The sequence below is a fragment of the Streptomyces sp. NPDC054956 genome, assembly GCF_053609185.1.
Map to the genome: position 1 here is coordinate 1 of NZ_JBSGXB010000074.1, position 21,322 is coordinate 21,322.

Below are 21,322 nucleotides of genomic sequence, written 5' to 3' on the forward strand. Positions count from 1 at the left end.
GGGGGGCCCGGCCTGGGAACCGGACGCCGACTGCTTTACCTACTGCTCTTTTCAGCCGGTGACAGGGCAAAGTCAATGACTGAAATGATCTCCCCACCAGCGCGGAGTGGTTCTAGGCTCTTCCGTACCGCAGGTCGCGCAGTGCGGGGACGGGCACCGCACACGACGCACCGGAGCACCAGCGGTACTTGAGCGCCGCTCCCGAACGGGAGCGCCGCCGGGCAAGGAGGGCCGCATGACCGTACGGCGAGTAATGGGGATCGAGACGGAGTACGGGATCTCCGTCCCGGGGCACCCGAACGCCAATGCCATGCTCACCTCGTCCCAGATCGTCAACGCCTACGCGGCGGCGATGCACCGGGCGCGACGCGCCCGCTGGGACTTCGAGGAGGAGAACCCGCTGCGGGACGCCCGCGGCTTCGACCTCGCCCGCGAGGCCGCCGACAACAGCCAGCTCACCGACGAGGACATCGGCCTCGCCAACGTCATCCTCACCAACGGCGCACGGCTCTACGTCGACCACGCGCACCCCGAATACAGCTCCCCGGAGATCACCAACCCGCTCGACGCCGTCCTCTGGGACAAGGCCGGCGAGCGGATCATGGCAGAGGCCGCCGTCAGGGCCGCCCAGCTCCCCGGGGCCCAGCCGATCCACCTCTACAAGAACAACACCGACAACAAGGGCGCCTCCTACGGCACGCACGAGAACTACCTGATGAAGCGGGAAACCCCCTTCTCGGACATCGTGCGCCACCTCACCCCCTTCTTCGTCTCCCGCCTGGTGTTCACCGGCGCCGGCCGCGTCGGCATCGGCCAGGACGGCCGCGAACACGGCTTCCAGATCAGCCAGCGCGCGGACTACTTCGAGGTCGAGGTCGGCCTCGAGACCACCCTCAAGCGCCCCATCATCAACACCCGCGACGAACCCCACTCCGACGCCGAGAAGTACCGCCGGCTGCACGTGATCATCGGAGACGCGAACCTCTCCGAGATCTCCACCTACCTCAAGCTCGGCACGACCGCACTTGTCCTGTCCATGATCGAAGACGGCTACATCAACGTCGACCTCGCCGTGGACCAGCCCGTGCGCACCCTCCACCAGGTCTCCCACGACCCCGACCTGCAGCACCTGATCACCCTGCGCAGCGGGCGGACGCTGACCGCCGTACAACTCCAGATGGAGTACTTCGAGCTGGCCAGGAAGTACGTGGAGGAGCGTTTCGGCTCCGACGCGGACGAGCAGACCAAGGATGTGCTGGTCCGCTGGGAGGACGTGCTGGGCCGGCTGGAGACCGACCCGATGAGCCTGTCGGGAGAGCTGGACTGGATCGCGAAGCGCGAGATCCTGGAGGGCTACCGGCGCCGCGACGGCCTCGAATGGGACGCCGCCCGGCTGCACCTGGTGGACCTGCAGTACGCCGACGTACGGCCCGAGAAGGGGCTGTACAACCGCCTGGTGGCCCGCGGCAAGATGAAGCGGCTGCTGGACGAGACGGCAGTGGAGCGGGCGCAGAGCAAGCCTCCGGAGGACACCCGGGCGTACTTCCGGGGCCGGTGCCTCGAGCAGTACGCGGACGACGTGGCCGCGGCCTCGTGGGACTCGGTGATCTTCGACCTGCCGGGCCACGACTCCCTCCAGCGGGTCCCGACCCTGGAACCCCTGCGGGGCACGCGGGCCCACGTGAAGGAGCTCCTGGACCGCTGCAGGACGGCGGAAGACCTGGTGCGGGTCCTTTCGGGCCGCTGAGCCATTCCGATCCCCGGGCGGGGGCTGAAAGGCCCCCGGTCCGGGAATCATGAGGAAACCCGGACGTTATGAAAGTGCGGGGACGAATGTCGGACCCTCCTTGTAGGGTCCGACGTAGGGTCTGATCTTGAGGGATCCCGAATTCCCGGGGTCCTTCGACGTGAGCGTGCGAACCGAGCGGGGTGAGGTAGACATGGCGACCAAGGACACCGGCGGCGGACAGCAGAAGGCGACGCGCTCGACCGAGGAGGTCGAGGAGGCGGCGGTCGAGGAATCGACCGACCTCAAGGAGCGCCAGGAAAAGCTCTCCGACGACGTCGACTCCGTACTCGACGAAATCGACGATGTCTTGGAAGAGAACGCCGAGGATTTCGTGAGGTCGTTCGTGCAAAAGGGTGGCGAGTAAAGGCCGCTTGGGTCACTCAGCCTTCGAATTGAAGGTGCGGGGGGGTGGCGTGGTCGAGGTGGTGCCTGAAGGCATGAAGCGTTGCTCACGCTGTAAGCGTGTGCAGCGATTCGAGGCCTTCGCGAGTAATCGCGCGATGCGGGACGGTCTTCAGGCGTACTGCCGCGAGTGCCAGGCGGAGCACTACAAGCAGCGTCAAGAAGCTAAAGGGCGGACGGTGCGGGCAAAGATCCCCGTGCCGTCCGGCCACAAGCGGTGTCCCCAGTGTGGGGAGATCAAGCCTCATTCGGAGTGGGAGCGGAACAAGACGAGCTCGGACGGTTGGGCCAGCTACTGCCGAGAGTGTCGAGCGCAACGTAACCGGGCTTCGTACTTCAAGCGCCACTACGGCATCACCGAGGCCGAGCGTGACGAGATGATCGCTGCTCAGGACGGGGTCTGCGTGATCTGTCAGGAAGCTCCGGCAGAACATGTGGATCACGATCACCAGACGGGTAGGGTCCGAGGCGTACTTTGCTTCGGCTGCAACGCAGGAATCGGGCAGCTCAAGGATCGGCCGGACGTCATACGGCGTGCAGCCGCTTACGTGGAAGGAAACCTGTGGAACCCAACATTCGAAGCACAGGGCGTCTGCCGGCAGCCTTCCTGACGCCGGGGTCGTCGTCCTTCATGGACTTCTTGGGCGCGCACCAGCCCGAGATGCTCCCGGGCAACCGGAAGCTCCCCGACGGGGTCATCGAGGCGCCGCACGGGACGACCATCGTGGCCGCCACCTTCCCCGGCGGGGTCGTGCTCGCCGGTGACCGGCGGGCGACCATGGGGAACATGATCGCGCAGCGGGACATCGAGAAGGTGTTCCCGGCGGACGAGTACTCCGCCGTCGGCATCGCCGGCACCGCCGGTCTGGCCGTGGAGATGGTGAAGCTGTTCCAGCTGGAGCTGGAGCACTTCGAGAAGGTGGAGGGGGCGACCCTCAGCCTCGAAGGCAAGGCGAACCGGCTGTCGACCATGATCCGGAGCAATCTGGGCATGGCGATGCAGGGGCTGGCCGTCGTCCCGCTCTTCGCGGGGTACGACGAGGCCAAGGAGAAGGGCCGGATCTTCTCCTACGACGTGACCGGCGGCCGCTCCGAGGAGCACGGCTTCGCCGCGACCGGTTCCGGCTCGATCTTCGCGCGCGGCTCCATGAAGAAGCTGTACCACTCGAAGCTGACGGAGGAGGAGGCCACGACGCTCGTCGTCCAGGCGTTGTACGACGCCGCCGACGACGACTCGGCGACCGGTGGCCCGGACCTCTACCGCCACATCTACCCCATCGTCACGGTGATGACGGAAGAGGGATTCCGCCGGCTGAGCGACGAGGAGTCCTCGGAGCTGGCCCGCAAGATCACGAATCGTCGGCTGGAGCAGCCCGACGGCCCGCGCGCCGCCCTGCTCTGACCATCCGTCGCCCCGTAGGAGCCCAGAAGAAAGGGACGGACAGCCGGTGTCGACTCCGTTCTACGTCTCACCCCAGCAGGCCATGGCCGACCGGGCGGAATACGCCCGGAAGGGCATCGCCCGGGGTCGCAGCCTTGTTGTGATCCAGTACGCCGACGGCATCGTCTTCGTCGGCGAGAACCCGTCCCGCGCGCTGCACAAGTTCAGCGAGATCTACGACCGGATCGGCTTCGCGGCCGCCGGCAAGTACAACGAGTACGAGAACCTGCGGATCGGCGGTGTGCGCTACGCCGATCTGCGCGGATACACCTACGACCGTGACGATGTGACGGCCCGTGGGCTGGCGAACGTGTACGCGCAGACGCTCGGCACGATCTTCTCCAGCGCGGGTGAGAAGCCGTACGAGGTGGAGCTGGTCGTGGCCGAGGTCGGCGCGACGGCGGCCGGGGACCAGATCTACCGGCTGCCGCACGACGGTTCGATCGTGGACGAGCACGGTTCGGTGGCGGTCGGCGGCAACGCCGAGCAGATCAGTACCTTCCTCGATCAGCGGCACCAGGACGGGATGACCCTGTCCGAGGCGCTGAAGCTGGCGGTGCAGGCGCTGTCCAGCCAGGCGAACGGTGCCGACAAGTCGATTCCGGCGGAGCGGCTGGAGGTGGCGGTGCTGGACCGTACGCGGTCGCAGCAGCGCAAGTTCAAGCGGATCCGCGGCCGGCAGCTGTCGCGGCTGCTGGAGGCGGACGTTCCGGCGGCCGCTCAGGCGGACGCGGTGTCGAACGACGAGGCTCCCGATGAGGAAGCCGAGTAGCTGAGGAGTAGTGAGCGAGTGGCGCCCCTGGCCTGTGGCCGGGGGCGCTTTCGTGTTCCCCGGGGTTCAGGCGGTCGGTGCGGGGCCCGAGGAGTCGCGGACGACGAGTCGGACGGGGATGTCGGTGGCGGTCCAGGGGGTGCCTTCGAGGACGGCGAGGAGGGCGGTCATGCCCTGTTCGCCGACGCGTTCGGCGGGGAGGTGGACGGTGGTGAGCTCGGGTTCGACGGCGGTGGCGAGGGCGAGGTCGTCGAAGCCGGTGACGGAGAGGTCTTCGGGGATGCGCAGGCCGAGTCGGCGGGCGGCCTTGCAGGCTCCGGCGGCGAGGATGTCGTCGTCGCAGACGATGGCGGTGGGGCGTCGGTCCCGGGGGGTGTCCAGGGCGCTCTCCATGGCCGTACGGGCGGCTTCGACGCTGAGGTGGGCCCGTACGGTGCGCAGCTCGGTGGTGGGCGGCAGGAGGGCTGCCAGGGCGTCGGCGCGGATGTCGAAGGTCCAGGAGTCGATGGCCGAGGCGAGGTGGAGGAAGTGGCGGTGGCCGTGGCCGAGGAGGTGTTCGGTGATCTGGCGCATGCCGTCGGCCATGGCGAGGTTGACGTGGGCGGCGGCGCTGCCGGCGGTGGGGTCGCTGTCGAGCATGACGAGGGGGAGGGTGTCTGTGCCGAGGGCGTGGAGGGCGTCGGCGGCCATGGAGGAGGCGATGACTCCGTCGAGGGCGGCTCGGGCGGAGGCGAAGGGGTCGCGGGCGGGGCCGGTGCCGTCGGGGGAGGGGTAGAGGACGACGCCGAAGCCGTGTTCGGCGGCGATGCGGGCGGCGCCGGTGTAGACGCGGGCGAAGAATTCGTTGGTGAGGGCGGGGACGACGAGGAGGGCGGTGCGGGTGGAGCCGAGGCGGAGGTTGCGGGCGGCGAGGTTGGGGCGGTAGCCGAGTTCGGTGGCGGTTTTGCGGACGGTGTCGGCGGTGCGTTCGGAGACGCGGCCGCGCCATTTTTCGCCGAGGACGAGGGAGACGGTGGCCTGGGAGACTCCGGCGGCGGTGGCCACGTCGCGGCTGGTGGGTCTCGTCACACGGTGCTCCTGTAGTGCGAGGTCACGGGGGGTTCGGGGGGTGGGGCGGGGGTTGTCGTCTGGACCGTTTTGCTGCGGCCATGGTACGTATGACCCGTCACGTTATACGTATTACTTGGATGGCTCCCGGTCGGATCCGGGCAGAAGGGGGCGGACATGGCCGCGGGTTACGCGGAGCTGCTCAGGACCCGGCATGCCGCGAGGCTGCTGGTGGGCACGCTCATAGGGCGGCTGCCGAACGGTACGGGGCCGATCGCGATCGTGCTGTTCACGCGGGCCGAGGGCGGCAGCTACAGCCTGGCCGGGGCGCTGGCGGCGGCGTACGGGCTGGCCAACGCGGTGGGGCAGCCGTTGCTGGGCCGGGCGGTGGACCTGTACGGGCAGCCGCGGGTGCAGTTGCCGGCGGCGGTGGTGTCGGCGCTGGGCATGGTGTGGCTGGCGCTGGCCGGTACGGGTTCGGTGGTGGTGGCGTACGCGGCCGTGGTGGTGGCGGGGCTGTTCACGCCGCCGCTGGAGGGCGGGCTGCGGGCGCTGTGGCCGGGGGTGCTGGGGCACCGGGAGGAGCGGGTGCACGCGGCGTACGCGATGGACGCGGTGGCCCAGGAGGTCATGTTCACGGTGGGTCCGCTGCTGGTGACGCTGTTCGTGGCGTTGTGGGATCCGGCGGCGGCGCTGCTGGTGATCAATGCGATCGGTGTGCTGGGTGCGCTGTCGGTCGTGGTGTCGGAGCCTTCGCGTACGTGGCGTTCGGCGCCGCGGGAGGCCCATTGGCTGGGGGCCCTGCGTTCGCGGGGGCTGCTGGCGCTGCTGGGCGCGTTCTTCTTCGTGGGGACGGCGCTCGGGTCGATCACGGTGGCGGGTGTGGCCTACGCGGACGAGCACGGCGGTCAGGCGGTGTACGGCTGGATGATGGCGGCGCTGGGTCTGGGCGCGCTGGTGGGCGGTGTGCTCTACGGGGCGCGGCAGTGGGCGGGTGCCGCGGAGCGGCGGCTGCGGCTGCTGGTGGCGCTGCTGGCGGTCTGCTACCTGCCGCTGATGCTGGTGCCGGGTCCGGTGGCGATGACGGGGTTCACGGCGCTGGCGGGCGTGTTCCTGGCTCCGGCGCTGGCGTGCGCCTTCATCGTGGTGGACCGGCACGCGCCGGCGGGCACGGTGACGGAGGCGTTCTCGTGGCTGGTGACGTTCTTCGGGGTGGGTGCGGCGATCGGTACGGCGGCGGCGGGTCCGTCGGTGGAGATGGGTGGTACGGCGGCGGGGTTCGCGGTGGCGAGTGTCGCGGGGTTCGCGGCGCTGGCGGTGCTGATGGCCACTCAGCGGGTGCTGGCGGACCGGGTCGTGGCGGGTGCGGTGGCCGGGGCTTCGGCGGGCTCCGGGGAAAATGATCGAAACGACGCCCGCGAACTCGGTTTCAGAACAGAGCAGAAGGCGTAATGTTCAGTCATGGACCGCCGCATTTTCGGGCTGGAGAACGAGTACGGCGTCACGTGCACGTTCAGGGGACAGCGCCGACTGTCTCCTGACGAAGTGGCGCGCTACCTCTTCCGCCGTGTTGTGTCATGGGGCCGCAGCAGCAATGTCTTCCTGCGGAACGGCGCCCGCCTCTACCTCGACGTGGGTTCGCATCCGGAGTACGCGACTCCCGAATGCGACGACCTGATCGAACTGGTCACTCACGACAAGGCCGGCGAGCGCATTCTCGAAGGTCTGCTCGTCGATGCCGAACGCCGCCTGCACGAGGAGGGAATCGCGGGCGACGTCTATCTGTTCAAGAACAACACCGACTCGGCGGGCAACTCGTACGGTTGCCACGAGAACTATCTGGTGGCGCGGCACGGGGAATTCTCCCGGCTGGCGGACATTCTCATCCCGTTCCTCGTCACGCGGCAGCTGATCTGCGGCGCGGGCAAGGTGCTGCAGACGCCCCGGGGCGCGGTCTACTGCGTCAGCCAGCGTGCGGAGCACATCTGGGAGGGTGTCAGCTCGGCCACGACGCGTTCGCGGCCGATCATCAACACGCGGGACGAGCCGCACGCGGACGCGGAGCGCTACCGGCGTCTGCACGTGATCGTGGGCGACTCGAACATGTCCGAGACGACCATGCTGCTGAAGGTCGGGGCGACCGATCTGGTGCTGCGCATGATCGAGGCGGGCACGGTGATGCGTGACCTGACGCTGGAGAACCCGATCCGGGCGATCCGCGAGGTGAGTCACGACATCACGGGTCAGCGCAAGGTGCGCCTCGCGAGCGGCCGGGAGGCTTCGGCGCTGGAGATCCAGCGGGAGTACTACGACAAGGCGGTGGACTTCGCCGAGCGGCGGGGGATCCGTACCGGTGTCGTGGACCAGGTGCTGGAGCTGTGGGGCCGGACGCTCGACGCGATCGAGGCGGAGGACCTGGACCGGATCGGGACCGAGATCGACTGGGTGATGAAGTACCAGCTGATCGAGCGGTACCGGGCGAAGCACAACATGACGATGTCCAATCCGCGGGTGGCTCAGATAGACCTCGCGTATCACGACATCCACCGCAGGCGCGGGCTGTACTACCTGCTGGAGCGCAAGGGGCAGGCGGCGCGGATCTGCAACGACCTGAAGATCTTCGAGGGCAAGTCGGTGCCTCCGCAGACGACGCGGGCGCGGTTGCGCGGTGACTTCATCCGCCGGGCGCAGGAGCAGCGGCGGGACTTCACGGTCGACTGGGTGCATCTGAAGCTGAACGACCAGGCGCAGCGGACGGTGCTGTGCAAGGACCCGTTCCGGTCGGTCGACGACCGGGTGGAGAAGCTGATCGCGGGGATGTAGGGCCCCGTGTGGCGTGGTGTGACATCGCACTGATCGGGCAGGGCCTCGTACGGATCTCGTACGGGGCCCTGTGCACGGCTTAGAGTGGCGACGACCGCCCAGCCGTCTGAGATCTGAGGAACACGTGCGCCGACTTGCCGGCCTGCTTGTCGTACCCCTTCTGCTGCTGTCGACAGCAGCGTGTGGCGACAGCGGCTCCGACTCCGCCGAGATGAAGAATGGGGCGCCCGCGATCACGAAGGGCGCCAAGTTCGGGGAAGCGCCCACCCTGTCGAAGGGGAAGGGCAACCCGCCGAAGGAACTGAAGGTGGTGACCATCAGCGAGGGCGACGGCCCGGCGCTGAAGAAGGGCGATGTCGCCCAGGTCAACTACCTCGGCCAGGTCTGGGACGGCAAGGAGCCGTTCGACCAGAGCTTCGGCAAGGGCAAGCCGTTCGACGTGACCATCGGCGCCGGCCAGGTCATCAAGGGCTGGGACCAGGGCCTCGAGGGCAAGAAGGTCGGCAGCCGTCTGGAGCTCGTGATCCCGCCGGACCTCGGTTACGGCGCGCAGGGCTCCGGCGACAAGATCAAGCCGAACGCCACGCTGGTCTTCGTCGTGGACATCGTCAAGGGCACCTCCATCCCGGCTTCGGCCAAGGGCAAGGAGGTCCCGCAGGACAACAAGGACCTGCCGAAGGTCGGTACGAACACGGACGGCAAGGAAGTCTCCGTGGCCGTTCCGAAGGACGCGACGCCGCCGGCGAAGCTGGTGTCGGACTACGTCCTGGAGGGTGACGGCGCGGTCGTCAAGGACACCGACAACGTCGTGGTCAAGTTCAACGGCAAGACGTGGAAGGACGACAAGACCTTCGAAAGCACGTACGCCACCGACCAGTCCGTGACGTGGCCGATGGCGCAGCTTTCGGTCAAGGGTCTCAAGGAGGGTCTGACCGGCAAGAAGGTCGGCAGCCGCATCCTCCTGGTGATCCCGCCGGACATGGGCTTCGGCGACAAGGAGCAGGGGACCATCCCGGCGAACTCGACGCTGGTGTTCAGCCTCGACATCCTCGCCGTGATGTAAGACTGTCCCGGTTGTCCCCCTGTTCGTAAGTTTTTGAGGAGCAGTTCCGTGAGCGACAAGCTCGAGAAGCCCGAGATCGACTTCCCCGAGGGCGACGTCCCGGCCGACCTCGTGATCGAGGACATCTGGGTCGGCGAGGGTGCCGAGGCCAAGGCGGGTTCCCGCGTTTCCGTCCACTACGTGGGCGTGGCCTTCTCCACCGGTGAGGAGTTCGACGCCTCCTGGAACCGCGGCGCGCCGCTGCAGTTCCAGCTCGGTGTCGGCCAGGTCATCTCCGGCTGGGACCAGGGTGTCCAGGGCATGAAGGTCGGCGGCCGTCGCAAGCTGACGATCCCGGCCCACCTCGCGTACGGCGACCGCGGCGCCGGCGGTGCCATCGCGCCGGGCGAGACGCTGATCTTCGTGTGCGACCTGATGGCCGCCTGACCGGTCGGTCGTGAAGTCGTGGGGCCCCTGCCGTGAGGCGGGGGCCCTCGCTTTTGCCCTGGACCGGCGGGACGGTACGGTCAGCGGTCACGAGGGTGTACGCGGCACGTCTCGCGTGTCTGGAAGGGCGGATGGGCTTCGATGGCGATTGCCAAGGCCGAGCGGCTGATGAATCTGGCGCTGTGTCTGCTGGGGACGCGCCGGCCGCTCAGCAAGCGCGAACTGCGCGGTTCCATCGAGGCGTACATGGAAGCCGGGAACGACGAGTCCTTCAACCGGATGTTCGAGCGGGACAAGGACGATCTGCGCGAGCTCGGCCTCGTCATCGAGACGGTCGAGAACCTGGACGGCGAGACCGGTTACCTGGCCCGCCGTGATTCCAACCGGCTGCCGCCCGTCGCGCTCGACGCCGAGGAGGCCGCGGCGCTCGGGCTGGCCGCCAAGGTGTGGCAGCAGGCCCGTCTCGCCGGGGCCGCGAGCGGGGCGCTGCAGAAGCTGCGCGCCGGCGGGATGCCGGAGGCCTCGGATCCGTACGAGGGCCAGCACAGTGCCATCGAGCCGCGCATCCCGGTCCACGAGGCGGCCTTCGAGCCGCTGATGCTGGCGTGCCGCGACCGCCGGCCGGTGGTCTTCGACTATCGCAAGTCCACCGCCGCGCGCCCCGAGACCCGTCAGGTCGAGCCCTGGGCGCTGGAGTGCTGGCGCGGCCACTGGTATCTGGCGGGCTTCGACCGCGACCGCGGGGCGGAGCGGGTGTTCCGGCTCTCGCGGATCACCGGCAAGGTCAAGTCCCGCGCCGCCAAGTACACCGCGGAGGTTCCGGACGTGGTGACCGTACGGGAGACCGTGGCGAGCTGGGCCGGGGAGAGCGCGGACCGTTCCGCGCTGATCCGGCTGCGGGCCGGGGCCGGGTATCCGCTGCGGGCCAAGGCCACCGCCGTGCGCGAGAGCGGGGGCGGGGAGGGCTGGGACGAGCTGGAGATCCCGTACGGGCACGGACTGGACGCGTGGCTGGTGGAGTTCGGCCCCGACGTCGTGGTGCTGGAGCCCGCGGATCTGCGGGCCGACGTGGTGGACCGGCTGCGGGCCGTGGCCAAGGGCTGACCGGGCCGCGCGGGACCGCGGTGGGCCGTGCGGGGGCCGCGCGGCCGTACAGAGCGGCGCGGGACCGTGCACGGCCGCGCCGGACGAGTAGCAACGCCCTGAGGGGGAGACGTACCAGCATGGCTGCCAACGCCATCGACCAGACGCGCCGGATGCTGTCCCTGGTGACGTACCTGCGCGAGCGCCCGGGTGCGCACGTGGCCGACGTGGCCCGTGCCTTCGGGATCACCGAGGACGAGCTGATCTCGGACCTCGACGTGCTCCCCATGTGCGGGACCAGTTTCCGGGGCGGTGACCTGCTCGACATCGACACCGACGGGGAGCGCATCTGGTGGCGCAACCCCGATGCCTCGGGGGAGTCCACCGCCGAGCCGCTGCGGCTGGCCGCCGACGAGGCGACCGCGCTGCTGGTGGCCGCGCGCGCCGTGGCCACCTTGCCGGGGCTGCGCGAGAGCGACCGCGACGCCCTGCTGCGGGCCACCGCCAAGCTGGAGGCGGCGGCCGGGGAGGCGGCGGGGGCCAGCTCCCGGCTGTCGGTGACCTTCGAGTCCGAGGGCGGGGTCTTCGCCGATGTGGACCGGGCCATCGCCGAGCGGCGCCGGGTGTGGCTGCGCTACTACTCGCCGGCGCGCGACGAGCTGACCGAGCGGACCGTCGACCCGATCCGGCTGTTCGCCGTGGGGCACACGTACCTGGAGGGGTGGTGCCACCTCTCGGAGGCGCGGCGCACCTTCCGGCTGGACCGGGTCGCGGAGATCCGGCTGCTCGACGAGCGCGCGGACCCGCCGGCGATCGAGCCGCGGGACCTGTCGGTGGGGCTGGTGCAGCCGGCCGCCGAGGACCCGGAGGTCGTGGTCGAGGTGGGCCCGGGCGGGCGCTGGGTCGCCGAGTACTACCCGCACGACAGTGCCGAGGAGCTGCCGGAGGGCGGGCTGCGGATCACGCTGCGCAGCCCCGACCCGGCGTCGCTGCGCCGGCTCGCGCTGCGGCTGGGCCGCGAGGGGCGCATCGTGGCCCCGGTGGAACTGGCGGACAGTGCGCGGCAGGCGGCCCGGGAGGCGCTCGCCGCGTACGACGAGGACAGGGGTGTCGGGAGCTCGGCCGCCGGGGACCAGGGCTGAAGGGGGCGCGGGTGATGTCGCCTACGTCGGGGCCGCCGGAGGTGCCCGCGCAGGGCGGTGCGGCGGGTTCCACCGGTCCGGCGGCCGGTCCGGCGGGGTCGGGCCCTGCCGGGGCTCCGGTCGCGTTCAAGGCGGCCTGTCCGGACTGCCGTGCACGATTCGAACTGGACGCGGGCTCGCTGCGTCTGGCCATCGGCGGCAGCCGGCGGACCACCTTCTACTCCTTCACCTGTCCCGAGTGCGGTGTCCAGGTCCGCAAGCCGGCCGGGGAGCGCATCGTGGAACTGCTGACCGGTGGCGGTGTGAGCACCCTGCGCAGCGTCTGAGACGGGCGGTGGCCTAGGCTCTTCCCATGCTGTGGCCGATGCTCGCAATCGTTCTGGGCTTCCTGGGGCTCGCCGTCCTCGCCGTGCTGGCGGTGCGGGTCTTCGTGGAGGTGCGCAGGCTGTCCGTGCAGGTAGCGGCGGCCGGTCGGCGGATCGCGGACGCCTCCGGTGAGCTGGAGCGGGCCGCGATGGACCTGGCCGCCCCGGGGCGGTCGTCCCGGCCCTAGGGCGGGGGCGTGGGGGAGGCCATAGCCATGGTGGGACAACCGTCGTACTGTCTGACCACGCAAGCGGGGATACCCCGGGGGATTGCCTGGCGTTAACCCCCGGGGGTTACGATCCATGTCAGAGCGGCTTACGGATCTAGGTCCGGGCCGTCTGGCCACCACAACCAGCCGTTTCGGTGAGAAGGAAGACACACATGATCGGCAACCTGAAGCCCCTCGAGATCCTCCTGATCGTCGCCGTGATCTTCCTGCTGTTCGGTGCCAAGAAGCTTCCCGACATGGCCCGCTCGCTCGGCAAGTCCGCCCGCATCCTCAAGAGCGAGGCGAAGGCGATGAAGAAGGAGGGCGAGGCGGAGGACGCCGCGGCTTCCACCGCTTCTTCCGTCGCCGACCAGGCTCCGCAGCAGCAGGCGGCCCCGCGCACCATCCAGGCCTCGCCCGGTGACGTCACCAGCGCCCGGCCGGTCAGCGAGCCCAACCACACCACCCAGAGCTGACTCCGGCCGGCCCCGGTCGCGCCAGTCATCTGCATCGAGACAAGGGACGTGGGTTGCTCAAGTCTGCCCGCAAGCAGGAGAAGACGGACCAGAAGGCAAAGGACGCCGAAGGGCGCATGCCTCTTGTCGAGCACCTGCGTGAGCTGAGAAACCGGCTGCTGAAGGCGGTCCTCGCGGTCCTCGTGATCACCATCGTGGCCGCGTTCTTCTACAAGGACCTGATCGACTTCATGATGAAGCCGATCCTGGACTCGGTCGGCTGCTCCAACGGCGTGGTCGAGCAGCGCAACGGCAAACCGTGTGCCGACATGACGGTCAACGGACTCATCGCGCCGTTCTCCATCGCCCTGAAGGTCTCGCTCACCGCCGGTGTCGTGCTCTCCGCGCCGGTGTGGCTGTACCAGCTGTGGGCCTTCGTGGCCCCGGGCCTGCACAACCACGAGAAGAAGTACGCCGTGGGGTTCGTGGCGGTCGGCGCACCGCTGTTTGGCGCGGGCGCGGTCCTCGCGTACAAGGTGCTGCCGCAGACCGCGGTGATCCTGCTGGACTTCACCCCCGAGAACGCGCGCAACCTGCTGCCGGTCGACGACTACCTCGACCTGATCACGCGCATGGTCATCGTGTTCGGTCTGGCCTTCGAGCTGCCGCTGCTGCTGATCCTGCTCAACTTCACCGGGGTGCTGACCGCCAAGCGGCTCGCGAGCTGGTGGCGCGCCATGGTGCTGGGCATCACGATCTTCTCGGCGTTCGCGACGCCCACCGGTGACCCGCTGACGATGCTGTCGCTGGCCGCGCCGATCGTCATCCTGTACTTCATCGCGCTGGGCATCTGCCTGCTCAACGACCGCAGGCGGGCGCGGAGCAACCCCGACGCGGGTCTCGACGACGACGAGGCCTCCGAGGTGGACCTGACGCCGTCGGCGCTCGGCGAGATCGAGCCCGTGGCCGCTCCGGGCGCCCTGCCCGGGCAGGACGACGGCGGCCGCCAGCGGATCAACGGTTACGACGACGCCACCTGATCGCTGCGGGTACATTCCCGTGGGTGAGTGCTGAGATCACCCTCTTCGTCAATCCCACCGCGGGACGCGGCCGGGGCGCGCACGCCGCGCAGCCGGCCGCTTCCGCGCTCCGGGACGCGGGATATTCCGTACGGACCGTCGTGGGCGCCGATGCCGGCGACGCGCTGGAGCGGTTGCGCGCGGCGGTCAGGGAAGGGACCGGAGCGGTCGTCGCGGTCGGCGGCGACGGCATGGTCTCCCTGGCGCTGCAGGCGCTGGCCGGGACCCTCGTACCGCTCGGCGTGATCGCGGTGGGCACCGGGAACGACTTCGCGCGGGCGATGGGGCTTCCCGTGGGGGATCCGGCGCGGGCGGGCCGGCTGGCCGCCGAGGCCCTCAAGGAGGGCCGGATACGCGAGAGCGACCTCGGCCGGGTCGCCGGGGGCACCTGGTACGGGACCGTGCTGTGCTCCGGCTTCGACTCGCGGGTCAACGACCGCGGGAACCGGATGCGGCTGCCGCTCGGCAAGTTCAAGTACGACCTGGCCATCGCGCTGGAACTGGCCTCCTTCAAGCCCTTCCCGTACCGGATCACCCTCGACGACGGTCCCGTCATCGAGACCGAGGCCACGCTGGTGGCCGTCGGCAACGGTTCCTCCTACGGCGGCGGGATGCGCATCTGCGCGGACGCGCGGACGGACGACGGCCTGTTCGACGTCACCGTCGTCGGCGACTGCGGCCGGGCCACCTTGCTGAAGGTCTTCCCGCAGGTCTACAAGGGGACCCATCTCGGCCACCCGAAGGTCACCGTCCACCGGGCCGCGAAGGTGACCCTGGAGGCGGCCGGCATCACGGCCTACGCGGACGGCGAGCCGCTGGGAGCGCTGCCGGTGACCGCCGAGTGCGTCCCGGGGGCCCTGCGGCTCCTGACGTAGGACGGCTGCGGGGGCCGTGGGCCCGGGGTGCGGCGCTGCGCCGTAGGGCGGCCGGAGCTCGTCATAAAGATCGCGACTGTTGTCAGAGGCGGCGGGTAGGCTCGACGACAAGATGACCGAAGAACTCTCTCCCGCCGAGCGGTACGCCGCTGCCCGGATCCGCGCCGCCGAAGAGGCGACCGCCCTGGCGCCCTTCCGCGAGATGTACGAATTCGATCTGGATCCGTACCAGATCGAGGCCTGCAAGGCACTGGAGGCCGGCAAGGGCGTCCTGGTGGCTGCCCCGACCGGCTCGGGCAAGACGATCGTCGGCGAGTTCGCCGTGCACCTGGCCCTGGCGCAGGGCCGCAAGTGCTTCTACACGACGCCGATCAAGGCCCTGTCGAACCAGAAGTACGCCGATCTCGCCAAGCGCTACGGCGCCGAGAAGGTCGGCCTGCTCACCGGCGACAACAGCGTCAACTCCGAGGCGCCGATCGTGGTCATGACCACCGAGGTGCTCCGCAACATGCTGTACGCGGGCTCGCAGTCGCTGACCGGCCTCGGTTACGTCGTGATGGACGAGGTCCACTACCTCTCCGACCGGTTCCGCGGAGCCGTCTGGGAGGAAGTGATCATCCACCTCCCCGCGTCGGTGACGCTGGTCTCGCTCTCCGCGACCGTCTCCAACGCCGAGGAGTTCGGCGACTGGCTCGACACCGTGCGCGGCGACACCGAGGTGATCGTCTCCGAGGAGCGGCCCGTACCGCTGTGGCAGCACGTCATGGCCGGGCGGCGGATCTACGACCTCTTCGAGGAGGAGTCCGACCACGGCGGCCGCGGCTCCGCGCGCCGCGAGGTCAACCCCGATCTGCTGCGGATGGCCCGCGAGGAGAACACCAGCCGGTACAACCCGAAGGACCGGCGGCGCGGCAAGATGGTCCGCGAGGCCGACCGCGAGCGCGAGCGGCGCTCGCGCGGCCGGATCTGGACCCCCTCGCGGCCCGAGGTCATCGCCCGCCTGGAGGGCGACGGGCTGCTGCCCGCCATCAACTTCATCTTCAGCCGGGCCGGCTGCGAGGCCGCCGTCCAGCAGTGCCTCTACGCGGGCCTGCGGCTCAACGACGACACCGCGCGCCTGAAGGTCCGCGAGATCGTCGAGGAGCGCACCGCCTCCATCCCCGCCGAGGACCTGCACGTCCTGGGGTACTACGAGTGGCTCGAAGGCCTGGAGCGGGGCATCGCCGCGCACCACGCGGGCATGCTGCCCACCTTCAAGGAGGTCGTCGAGGAACTGTTCGTACGGGGCCTGGTGAAGGCGGTCTTCGCCACCGAGACCCTGGCGCTGGGCATCAACATGCCCGCGCGCACAGTCATCCTGGAGAAGCTCGTCAAGTGGAACGGCGAGCAGCACGCCGACATCACCCCCGGCGAGTACACGCAGCTGACCGGCCGGGCCGGGCGGCGCGGCATCGACGTCGAGGGCCACGCGGTGGTGCTGTGGCAGCGGGGCATGGACCCGGCGGCCCTGGCCGGGCTCGCGGGTACCCGTACGTATCCGCTGCGCTCCAGCTTCAAGCCCTCGTACAACATGGCCGTCAACCTGGTCCAGCAGTTCGGGCGGCACCGCTCGCGCGAACTGCTGGAGACCTCCTTCGCGCAGTTCCAGGCCGACCGCTCGGTCGTCGGGATCTCCCGGCAGGTGCAGCGCAACGAGGAGGGCCTGGAGGGCTACCGGGAGGGCATGACCTGCCACCTCGGGAACTTCGAGGAGTACGCGCGGCTGCGCCGCGACCTCAAGGACCGCGAGACGGATCTCGCCAAGCAGGGCGCGGCCCAGCGCCGGGTCCAGGCGGCCAGTTCGCTGGAGAAGCTGAAGCCGGGCGACATCATCCACGTGCCGACGGGCAAGTTCGCCGGGCTGGCCCTGGTGCTGGATCCGGGCGTGCCGGCCGGGCGTTCCAACGGGCACCGCGGGTACGAGTACGCCGAGGGTCCGCGCCCGCTGGTGCTGACCGTGGAGCGGCAGGTCAAGCGGCTCGCCGCCATCGACTTCCCGGTCCCGGTCGAGGCCATCGAGCGGATGCGCATCCCCAAGACGTTCAACGCCCGCTCCCCGCAGTCCCGTCGGGACCTGGCGTCCCAGCTGCGGACCAAGGCGGGGCACATCACGGTGGAGCGGCACCGGCACGGCCGGGCGGCCGCGGCGGACGACCGGGAGATCGCGCGGCTGCGCACCGAGCTGCGGGCGCACCCGTGCCACGGGTGCGACGAGCGCGAGGACCACGCGCGCTGGGCGGAGCGCTACCACCGGCTGCAGCGCGACACGCGGCAGTTGGAGCAGCGCATCGAGGGGCGGACGAACACCATCGCCCGCACCTTCGACCGGATCCACGCCCTGCTGACGGAGCTGGACTACCTGCGCGAGGGAGAGGTCACCCCGCACGGCCGGCGCCTCGCCCGGCTCTACGGAGAGCTCGACCTGCTGGCGTCCGAATGCCTGCGGGCCGGTGTCTGGGAGGGTCTGAGCCCGGCCGAACTGGCCGCCTGCGTCTCGGCGCTGGTCTTCGAGGCGCGGCAGTCCGACGACGCGGTGGCGCCGAAGGTGCCGGGCGGCGCGGCGAAGGCCGCGCTCGGCGAGATGGTCCACATCTGGGGCCGGCTCGACGCCCTGGAGGAGGAGCACGGCATCAACCAGGCGGAGGGCGTGGGCCAGCGCGAGCCGGACCTCGGTTTCGCGTGGGCGGTCTACCAGTGGGCCTCCGACAAGAGCCTGGACGAGGTGCTGCGCGAGGCGGAGATGCCGGCCGGTGACTTCGTGCGCTGGTGCAAGCAGGTCATCGACGTGCTGGGGCAGGTGGCCGCCGCGGCACCCTCCTCCTCCGCCCCTCCGTCGTCCGAAGGGGGCAGCACGGTGGCCCGTAATGCCCGCAAGGCCGTGGACGCGCTCCTGCGGGGTGTGGTGGCCTACAGCTCCGTGGGCTAATCGGATTTGGGGGTTCCTCCAAAAGTGGTCATGGCTGGATCTCACCTCTTGCCATGATCGATTCGACGTGTCCTGTGCGACGATCGGGCCATGACTGGGGGAACGGACGAAGGGCCGAGACGGGTCGGTCGGCCACGCGCCGATCAGCTGCGGCCGGCCAGCGGCCGGCCGCCGCGCGAGGAACTCCTCTACGCGGCGGCCGAGCTGTTCACGGTGAAGGGGTACGGCGCCACCACCACGCGGGCGGTGGCCGAACGGGCCGGAATGCGCCAGGCCACGATGTACCACTACTTCGGCGGCAAGGAGGAACTCCTCGCCGAACTCCTGGAGTCCACGGTCGCACCCTCCCTCGTGCTGGCCCGCCGGCTGCTCCTCGAAACGGACCGGCCCGCCGGCCGCCGGCTGTGGGAACTGTGCCGCTCCGACGTCCTGTTGCTGTGCGGGGGGCCGTACAACCTCGGTGCGCTCTACCTGTTGCCCGAGGTGGGCGGGGCCCGCTTCGCGCAGTTCCGTCTGATGCGCCTCGAACTCAAGGACGCCTACCGGGCGTTGCTCGACGGAACCTGTGTCGGAGCGGAACTCGCCGGGGACCGGGCCGGGTTGGCGCTCCGCAACGACCTGGTCTTCGGGCTCATCGAAGGCGTCATGCTCATCCACCGCTCCGATCCGGCCCGCCCCGTGGCCGCCTTCGCGGAGGCCACCGCCGACGCGGCCCTGCGCGTCGCGGGGATAGCGGAGTCCACGGGTTAGGACCCCGGATCGGGCCGCGGATCGGGTCACGGGTCGGGTCATGGATCAGGCCGTGGATCAGGCCGCGGCCCCGGGTCCCGGGTCCGTCTCCCAGCCGGCCCGGTCGGTCCAGGCCCGCAGGGGCAGCGCGCTCTCCAGCCGGTGCTCGATCCCCGTGACGGGGTCGGTGAACTCCAGTGTGCGGGCCAGTAGTTGGAGCGGGCGGCGGTAGTCGTCCGGCGCCGGATCGCCGACCACCGGATAGACCGGGTCGCCCAGGATCGGCAGGCCGAGGCTGTTCATGTGCACCCGCAGCTGGTGGGTCCTCCCGGTGTGCGGGGTCAGCCGGTAGCGCCCCAGACCGTCCTTGACCCCGACGAGTTCGGCCAGCGTCTCGGCATTGGGCTCGGCGCCCTCGACCTCCACCGCCGCCATCACCCCGCGCACCTTCTCGATGTGGCTGCGCAGCGTACGGGGGAACTCCACCGCCGGGTCGTGCGGCGCGAGCGCCTCGTACTCCTTGCGGATCCGCCGCTCCTGGAAGAGCAGCTGGTAGGCGCCCCGGTCCTCGGGGCGGACGCTGAAGAGCACCAGCCCGGCCGTCATCCGGTCCAGCCGGTGCGCCGGGCTCAGTGCGGGCAGGCCGAGTTCCACCCGCAGCCGGGCCAGGGCCGTCTGGAAGACGTGGCTGCCGCGCGGGGTAGTGGCCAGGAAGTGCGGTTTGTCGGCCACCAGCAGGTGCTCGTCGCGGTACACCACCCCGATCGGGAACGGCACCACCGGCTCGGCGGGCATATCGCGGTGGAACCACAGGAAGGCGCCCGGCTCGTACGCGTCGCCGGGGCGCAGGACCCGCCCGCCGGCGCCGAGGACCCGGCCGTCGTGCAGCAGCCGCGCCATCGACTCGGCGCCGCGGGTGCCCTCGTAGCGCGCCGCGAGGTAGGAACCGAGGTCCGGCCACAGGCCGTCCGGGTCGGGGGGCAGCCGCATGCGGACCGGGTCGATGCCGTGGACCTGCGGCAGGGGCGAGTCGGGGATGTGGGATCGGCGCTTCATCGGGGTACAGGCTATGCGGCTACCTGCGGGTGAAAGTGCCCAGGTGGTTGCCGTCCAGGTACTCGACGCGCAGGGTGCCGTCGGCGAAGGTCACCCCGGTGCGGCCGACGGCGTTCTCGCCGGCCGTCTCGAAGCTGAAGACGTCCCCGTCGTAATGGGTGAGCGGGTAGCGCTGGGGTTTCGGCCCGAGCGAGAGGACGAGGCCGCCGCCGGGGGCAGCCGTGACGGTGGCCTTGCCGTAGTACGCGTTCTCGTACGTTCCCGTGTACGCGGAGTCGGCCTCGGCGGCCGCGGCTCCGGCGGGCGGCTTCGCGTAGTCGGTGGGGGAGCGGCCCTCGGCGTCGATCCGGGCGTACGCCGACTCGGTCAGCGCGAGCCAGTCGGTGGTGACCTTGCCGTGTTCGGCGAAGTCGAAGAAGTCCAGCGCCACCGCGTCGGGGACCCCGATGGGGTAGCCGTTGGTCAGGATGACGATGCCGAGCTTCTCCAGGGGCAGCATGGTCACGCTGGTGTTGGCGCCGAGGTCGAAGGCCCCGGAGTGGCTCAGCTTGACCCGGCCCGCGCCGTCGTAGGTGACGTTCCAGCCCAGTCCGTAGAAGGCGGTCGTGCCCGAGGGGGTCACCGGCTGGGCGACGATCTCGGGGAGGTGGGTGCGGGCGAGGTTGTCGGCCGGGATGATCCGCTTTCCGTCGAGCGTGCCGTCGCCCAGCTGCAGCCGCAGCCAGCGGGCCATGTCGCGGGCGGTGGAGCTGACCCCGCCGGCCGGCGCCTGGGCGTCCGGGTCGCGGACGTAGCGGGGGCTCCAAGTGCCGTCCGGGTTCCTGACGTGGGTGGCGGCGTGGTCGGGGGCCTTGTCGAAGGCGGCGAACTCGGTGCTGGTGCGCGTCATGCCGGCCGGCTTGAAGAGGGTGTCGTCGGCGAGCTTCTGCCAGCTGCTGCCGTGGGCCTTCGCGACCGCCTCGGCGGCGGCGGTGTAGCCGAAGTTCGTGTAGGCGTAGCTCGCGCGGAACGCGTTCAGGGGCTCCAGGCGCAGGTGGTCCAGGATGTACGACTGGTCGTAGCCGAGGTCTTCGAGGAGGTCCCCGGCGTGGTCGGGCAGGCCGCTGCGGTGCGAGAGGAGGTCGGCGGTGGTGACGTGCTCGGTGACCCAGGGGTCCTTCAGCGTGAATCCGGGCAGTTCCGCCCGCCGGTCGAAGTCGGCCGGCTCCTTGAGGACGCCCGCGACGACGGTGGAGGAGACCGGCTTGGACAGCGAGGCGATCTGGAAGACGGTGTCCGGGCCGACGGTCTCCTTCTCGCCGACGCGGCGCAGGCCGAAGCCCTTGAGGTAGACCACCTTGTCGTCGTGGACCACGGCGACCGAGACGCCCGGCACGCCGGTGGAGCGCATGAAGTCGCCGACGGTCCGGTCGAGGCGGCGCACTGCCGCTTCGACCTGCTCGTCGCTGATCACGGGTTTCGGCGCGGGCGGTGGGCTCGGTGCGGCCGTTGCCGTCCCGGTGCTCGCCAGGAGGGCAGCTGCCCCGGCCGCCGTCAAGGCGCGGAGCGTACGCATGGCCCCATTGTCCCGCCGACCGGGTGAACCCGCTCCGCGAAGCCCG

21 protein-coding genes are annotated in these 21,322 nt (G+C 70.2%); 18 read left to right on the top strand and 3 right to left on the bottom strand.

The window, feature by feature from the left end; genetic code table 11:
- The first annotated feature begins 235 nt into the window (after positions 1–235).
- The 5 genes from dop to prcA all read left to right on the top strand — a co-directional run bounded on the left by dop (position 236) and on the right by prcA (position 4,404).
- The gene (dop, locus tag ACWGDE_RS14850; RefSeq protein WP_453389383.1) at positions 236–1,747 is read left to right on the top strand and encodes a depupylase/deamidase Dop; all 1,512 of its coding nucleotides are present in this window, start codon (positions 236–238) and stop codon (positions 1,745–1,747) included.
- A 193-nt stretch (positions 1,748–1,940) separates the two neighbouring features.
- Positions 1,941–2,153 (top strand): ubiquitin-like protein Pup, encoded by a 213-nt coding sequence (locus ACWGDE_RS14855; RefSeq protein ID WP_030233608.1) that lies wholly within the window; start codon positions 1,941–1,943, stop codon positions 2,151–2,153.
- Positions 2,154–2,226: 73 nt separating this feature from the next.
- Positions 2,227–2,802, top strand: coding sequence for an endonuclease VII domain-containing protein (locus ACWGDE_RS14860; RefSeq protein WP_453389406.1), 576 nt, complete (start codon positions 2,227–2,229; stop codon positions 2,800–2,802).
- Positions 2,754–3,593 (top strand): proteasome subunit beta, encoded by an 840-nt coding sequence (prcB, locus tag ACWGDE_RS14865; protein WP_453389384.1) that lies wholly within the window; start codon positions 2,754–2,756, stop codon positions 3,591–3,593. Before ACWGDE_RS14860 ends, prcB begins: the two co-directional genes overlap by 49 nt.
- A 46-nt stretch (positions 3,594–3,639) precedes the next feature.
- On the top strand, positions 3,640–4,404 hold the full coding sequence (prcA, locus tag ACWGDE_RS14870; RefSeq protein WP_453389385.1) for a proteasome subunit alpha: 765 nt from the start codon (positions 3,640–3,642) through the stop codon (positions 4,402–4,404).
- 66 nt (positions 4,405–4,470) lie between these two features.
- Here the strand turns inward: prcA and ACWGDE_RS14875 are convergent, their stop codons facing one another.
- Positions 4,471–5,472 carry a LacI family DNA-binding transcriptional regulator gene (locus ACWGDE_RS14875; protein ID WP_453389386.1) on the bottom strand — a complete coding sequence of 334 codons (1,002 nt, stop codon included), beginning with the start codon at positions 5,470–5,472 and terminating at the stop codon, positions 4,471–4,473.
- A 156-nt stretch (positions 5,473–5,628) separates the two neighbouring features.
- Between ACWGDE_RS14875 and ACWGDE_RS14880 the strand changes: the two genes are divergently transcribed.
- The 13 genes from ACWGDE_RS14880 (at position 5,629) to ACWGDE_RS14940 (ending at position 18,686) form a co-directional block, all read left to right on the top strand.
- Positions 5,629–6,903 carry an MFS transporter gene (locus ACWGDE_RS14880; protein ID WP_453389387.1) on the top strand — a complete coding sequence of 425 codons (1,275 nt, stop codon included), beginning with the start codon at positions 5,629–5,631 and terminating at the stop codon, positions 6,901–6,903.
- Between the two features lie 9 nt (positions 6,904–6,912).
- A complete protein-coding gene (gene pafA, locus ACWGDE_RS14885) occupies positions 6,913–8,274 on the top strand; it encodes a Pup--protein ligase (protein WP_453389388.1) in 1,362 nt (453 codons plus the stop codon).
- A gap of 124 nt (positions 8,275–8,398) precedes the next feature.
- Positions 8,399–9,337, top strand: a complete 939-nt coding sequence (locus ACWGDE_RS14890) for an FKBP-type peptidyl-prolyl cis-trans isomerase (RefSeq protein ID WP_453389389.1) — start codon at positions 8,399–8,401, stop codon at positions 9,335–9,337.
- A 48-nt stretch (positions 9,338–9,385) separates the two neighbouring features.
- Entirely contained in the window at positions 9,386–9,763 is a 378-nt protein-coding gene (locus ACWGDE_RS14895) for an FKBP-type peptidyl-prolyl cis-trans isomerase (RefSeq protein ID WP_453389390.1), read from the top strand.
- A gap of 141 nt (positions 9,764–9,904) precedes the next feature.
- The gene (locus tag ACWGDE_RS14900) at positions 9,905–10,867 is read left to right on the top strand and encodes a helix-turn-helix transcriptional regulator (protein ID WP_453389391.1); all 963 of its coding nucleotides are present in this window, start codon (positions 9,905–9,907) and stop codon (positions 10,865–10,867) included.
- A gap of 119 nt (positions 10,868–10,986) precedes the next feature.
- Positions 10,987–11,988 carry a helix-turn-helix transcriptional regulator gene (locus ACWGDE_RS14905; protein ID WP_453389392.1) on the top strand — a complete coding sequence of 334 codons (1,002 nt, stop codon included), beginning with the start codon at positions 10,987–10,989 and terminating at the stop codon, positions 11,986–11,988.
- 14 nt (positions 11,989–12,002) lie between these two features.
- On the top strand, positions 12,003–12,314 hold the full coding sequence (locus ACWGDE_RS14910) for a hypothetical protein (protein WP_453389393.1): 312 nt from the start codon (positions 12,003–12,005) through the stop codon (positions 12,312–12,314).
- Positions 12,315–12,340: 26 nt separating this feature from the next.
- Entirely contained in the window at positions 12,341–12,541 is a 201-nt protein-coding gene (locus tag ACWGDE_RS14915) for a hypothetical protein (RefSeq protein WP_453389394.1), read from the top strand.
- Between the two features lie 194 nt (positions 12,542–12,735).
- Positions 12,736–13,038: a Sec-independent protein translocase subunit TatA gene (gene tatA / locus ACWGDE_RS14920; protein WP_453389395.1), complete on the top strand. Its 303-nt coding sequence runs from the start codon at positions 12,736–12,738 to the stop codon at positions 13,036–13,038.
- 53 nt (positions 13,039–13,091) lie between these two features.
- Positions 13,092–14,057 carry a twin-arginine translocase subunit TatC gene (gene tatC, locus ACWGDE_RS14925; protein WP_453389396.1) on the top strand — a complete coding sequence of 322 codons (966 nt, stop codon included), beginning with the start codon at positions 13,092–13,094 and terminating at the stop codon, positions 14,055–14,057.
- Positions 14,058–14,080: 23 nt separating this feature from the next.
- On the top strand, positions 14,081–14,971 hold the full coding sequence (locus tag ACWGDE_RS14930) for a diacylglycerol kinase (RefSeq protein ID WP_453389397.1): 891 nt from the start codon (positions 14,081–14,083) through the stop codon (positions 14,969–14,971).
- Positions 14,972–15,083: 112 nt separating this feature from the next.
- The gene (locus ACWGDE_RS14935; RefSeq protein ID WP_453389398.1) at positions 15,084–17,936 is read left to right on the top strand and encodes a DEAD/DEAH box helicase; all 2,853 of its coding nucleotides are present in this window, start codon (positions 15,084–15,086) and stop codon (positions 17,934–17,936) included.
- Positions 17,937–18,026: 90 nt separating this feature from the next.
- The gene (locus ACWGDE_RS14940) at positions 18,027–18,686 is read left to right on the top strand and encodes a helix-turn-helix domain-containing protein (protein WP_453389399.1); all 660 of its coding nucleotides are present in this window, start codon (positions 18,027–18,029) and stop codon (positions 18,684–18,686) included.
- 57 nt (positions 18,687–18,743) lie between these two features.
- Here ACWGDE_RS14940 and ACWGDE_RS14945 read toward each other — a convergent pair whose 3' ends face one another.
- Both ACWGDE_RS14945 and ACWGDE_RS14950 read right to left on the bottom strand, forming a co-directional pair.
- Positions 18,744–19,721, bottom strand: a complete 978-nt coding sequence (locus ACWGDE_RS14945; protein ID WP_453389400.1) for an RluA family pseudouridine synthase — start codon at positions 19,719–19,721, stop codon at positions 18,744–18,746.
- A gap of 19 nt (positions 19,722–19,740) precedes the next feature.
- On the bottom strand, positions 19,741–21,276 hold the full coding sequence (locus tag ACWGDE_RS14950; protein ID WP_453389401.1) for a serine hydrolase: 1,536 nt from the start codon (positions 21,274–21,276) through the stop codon (positions 19,741–19,743).
- Positions 21,277–21,322: the final 46 nt, after the last annotated feature.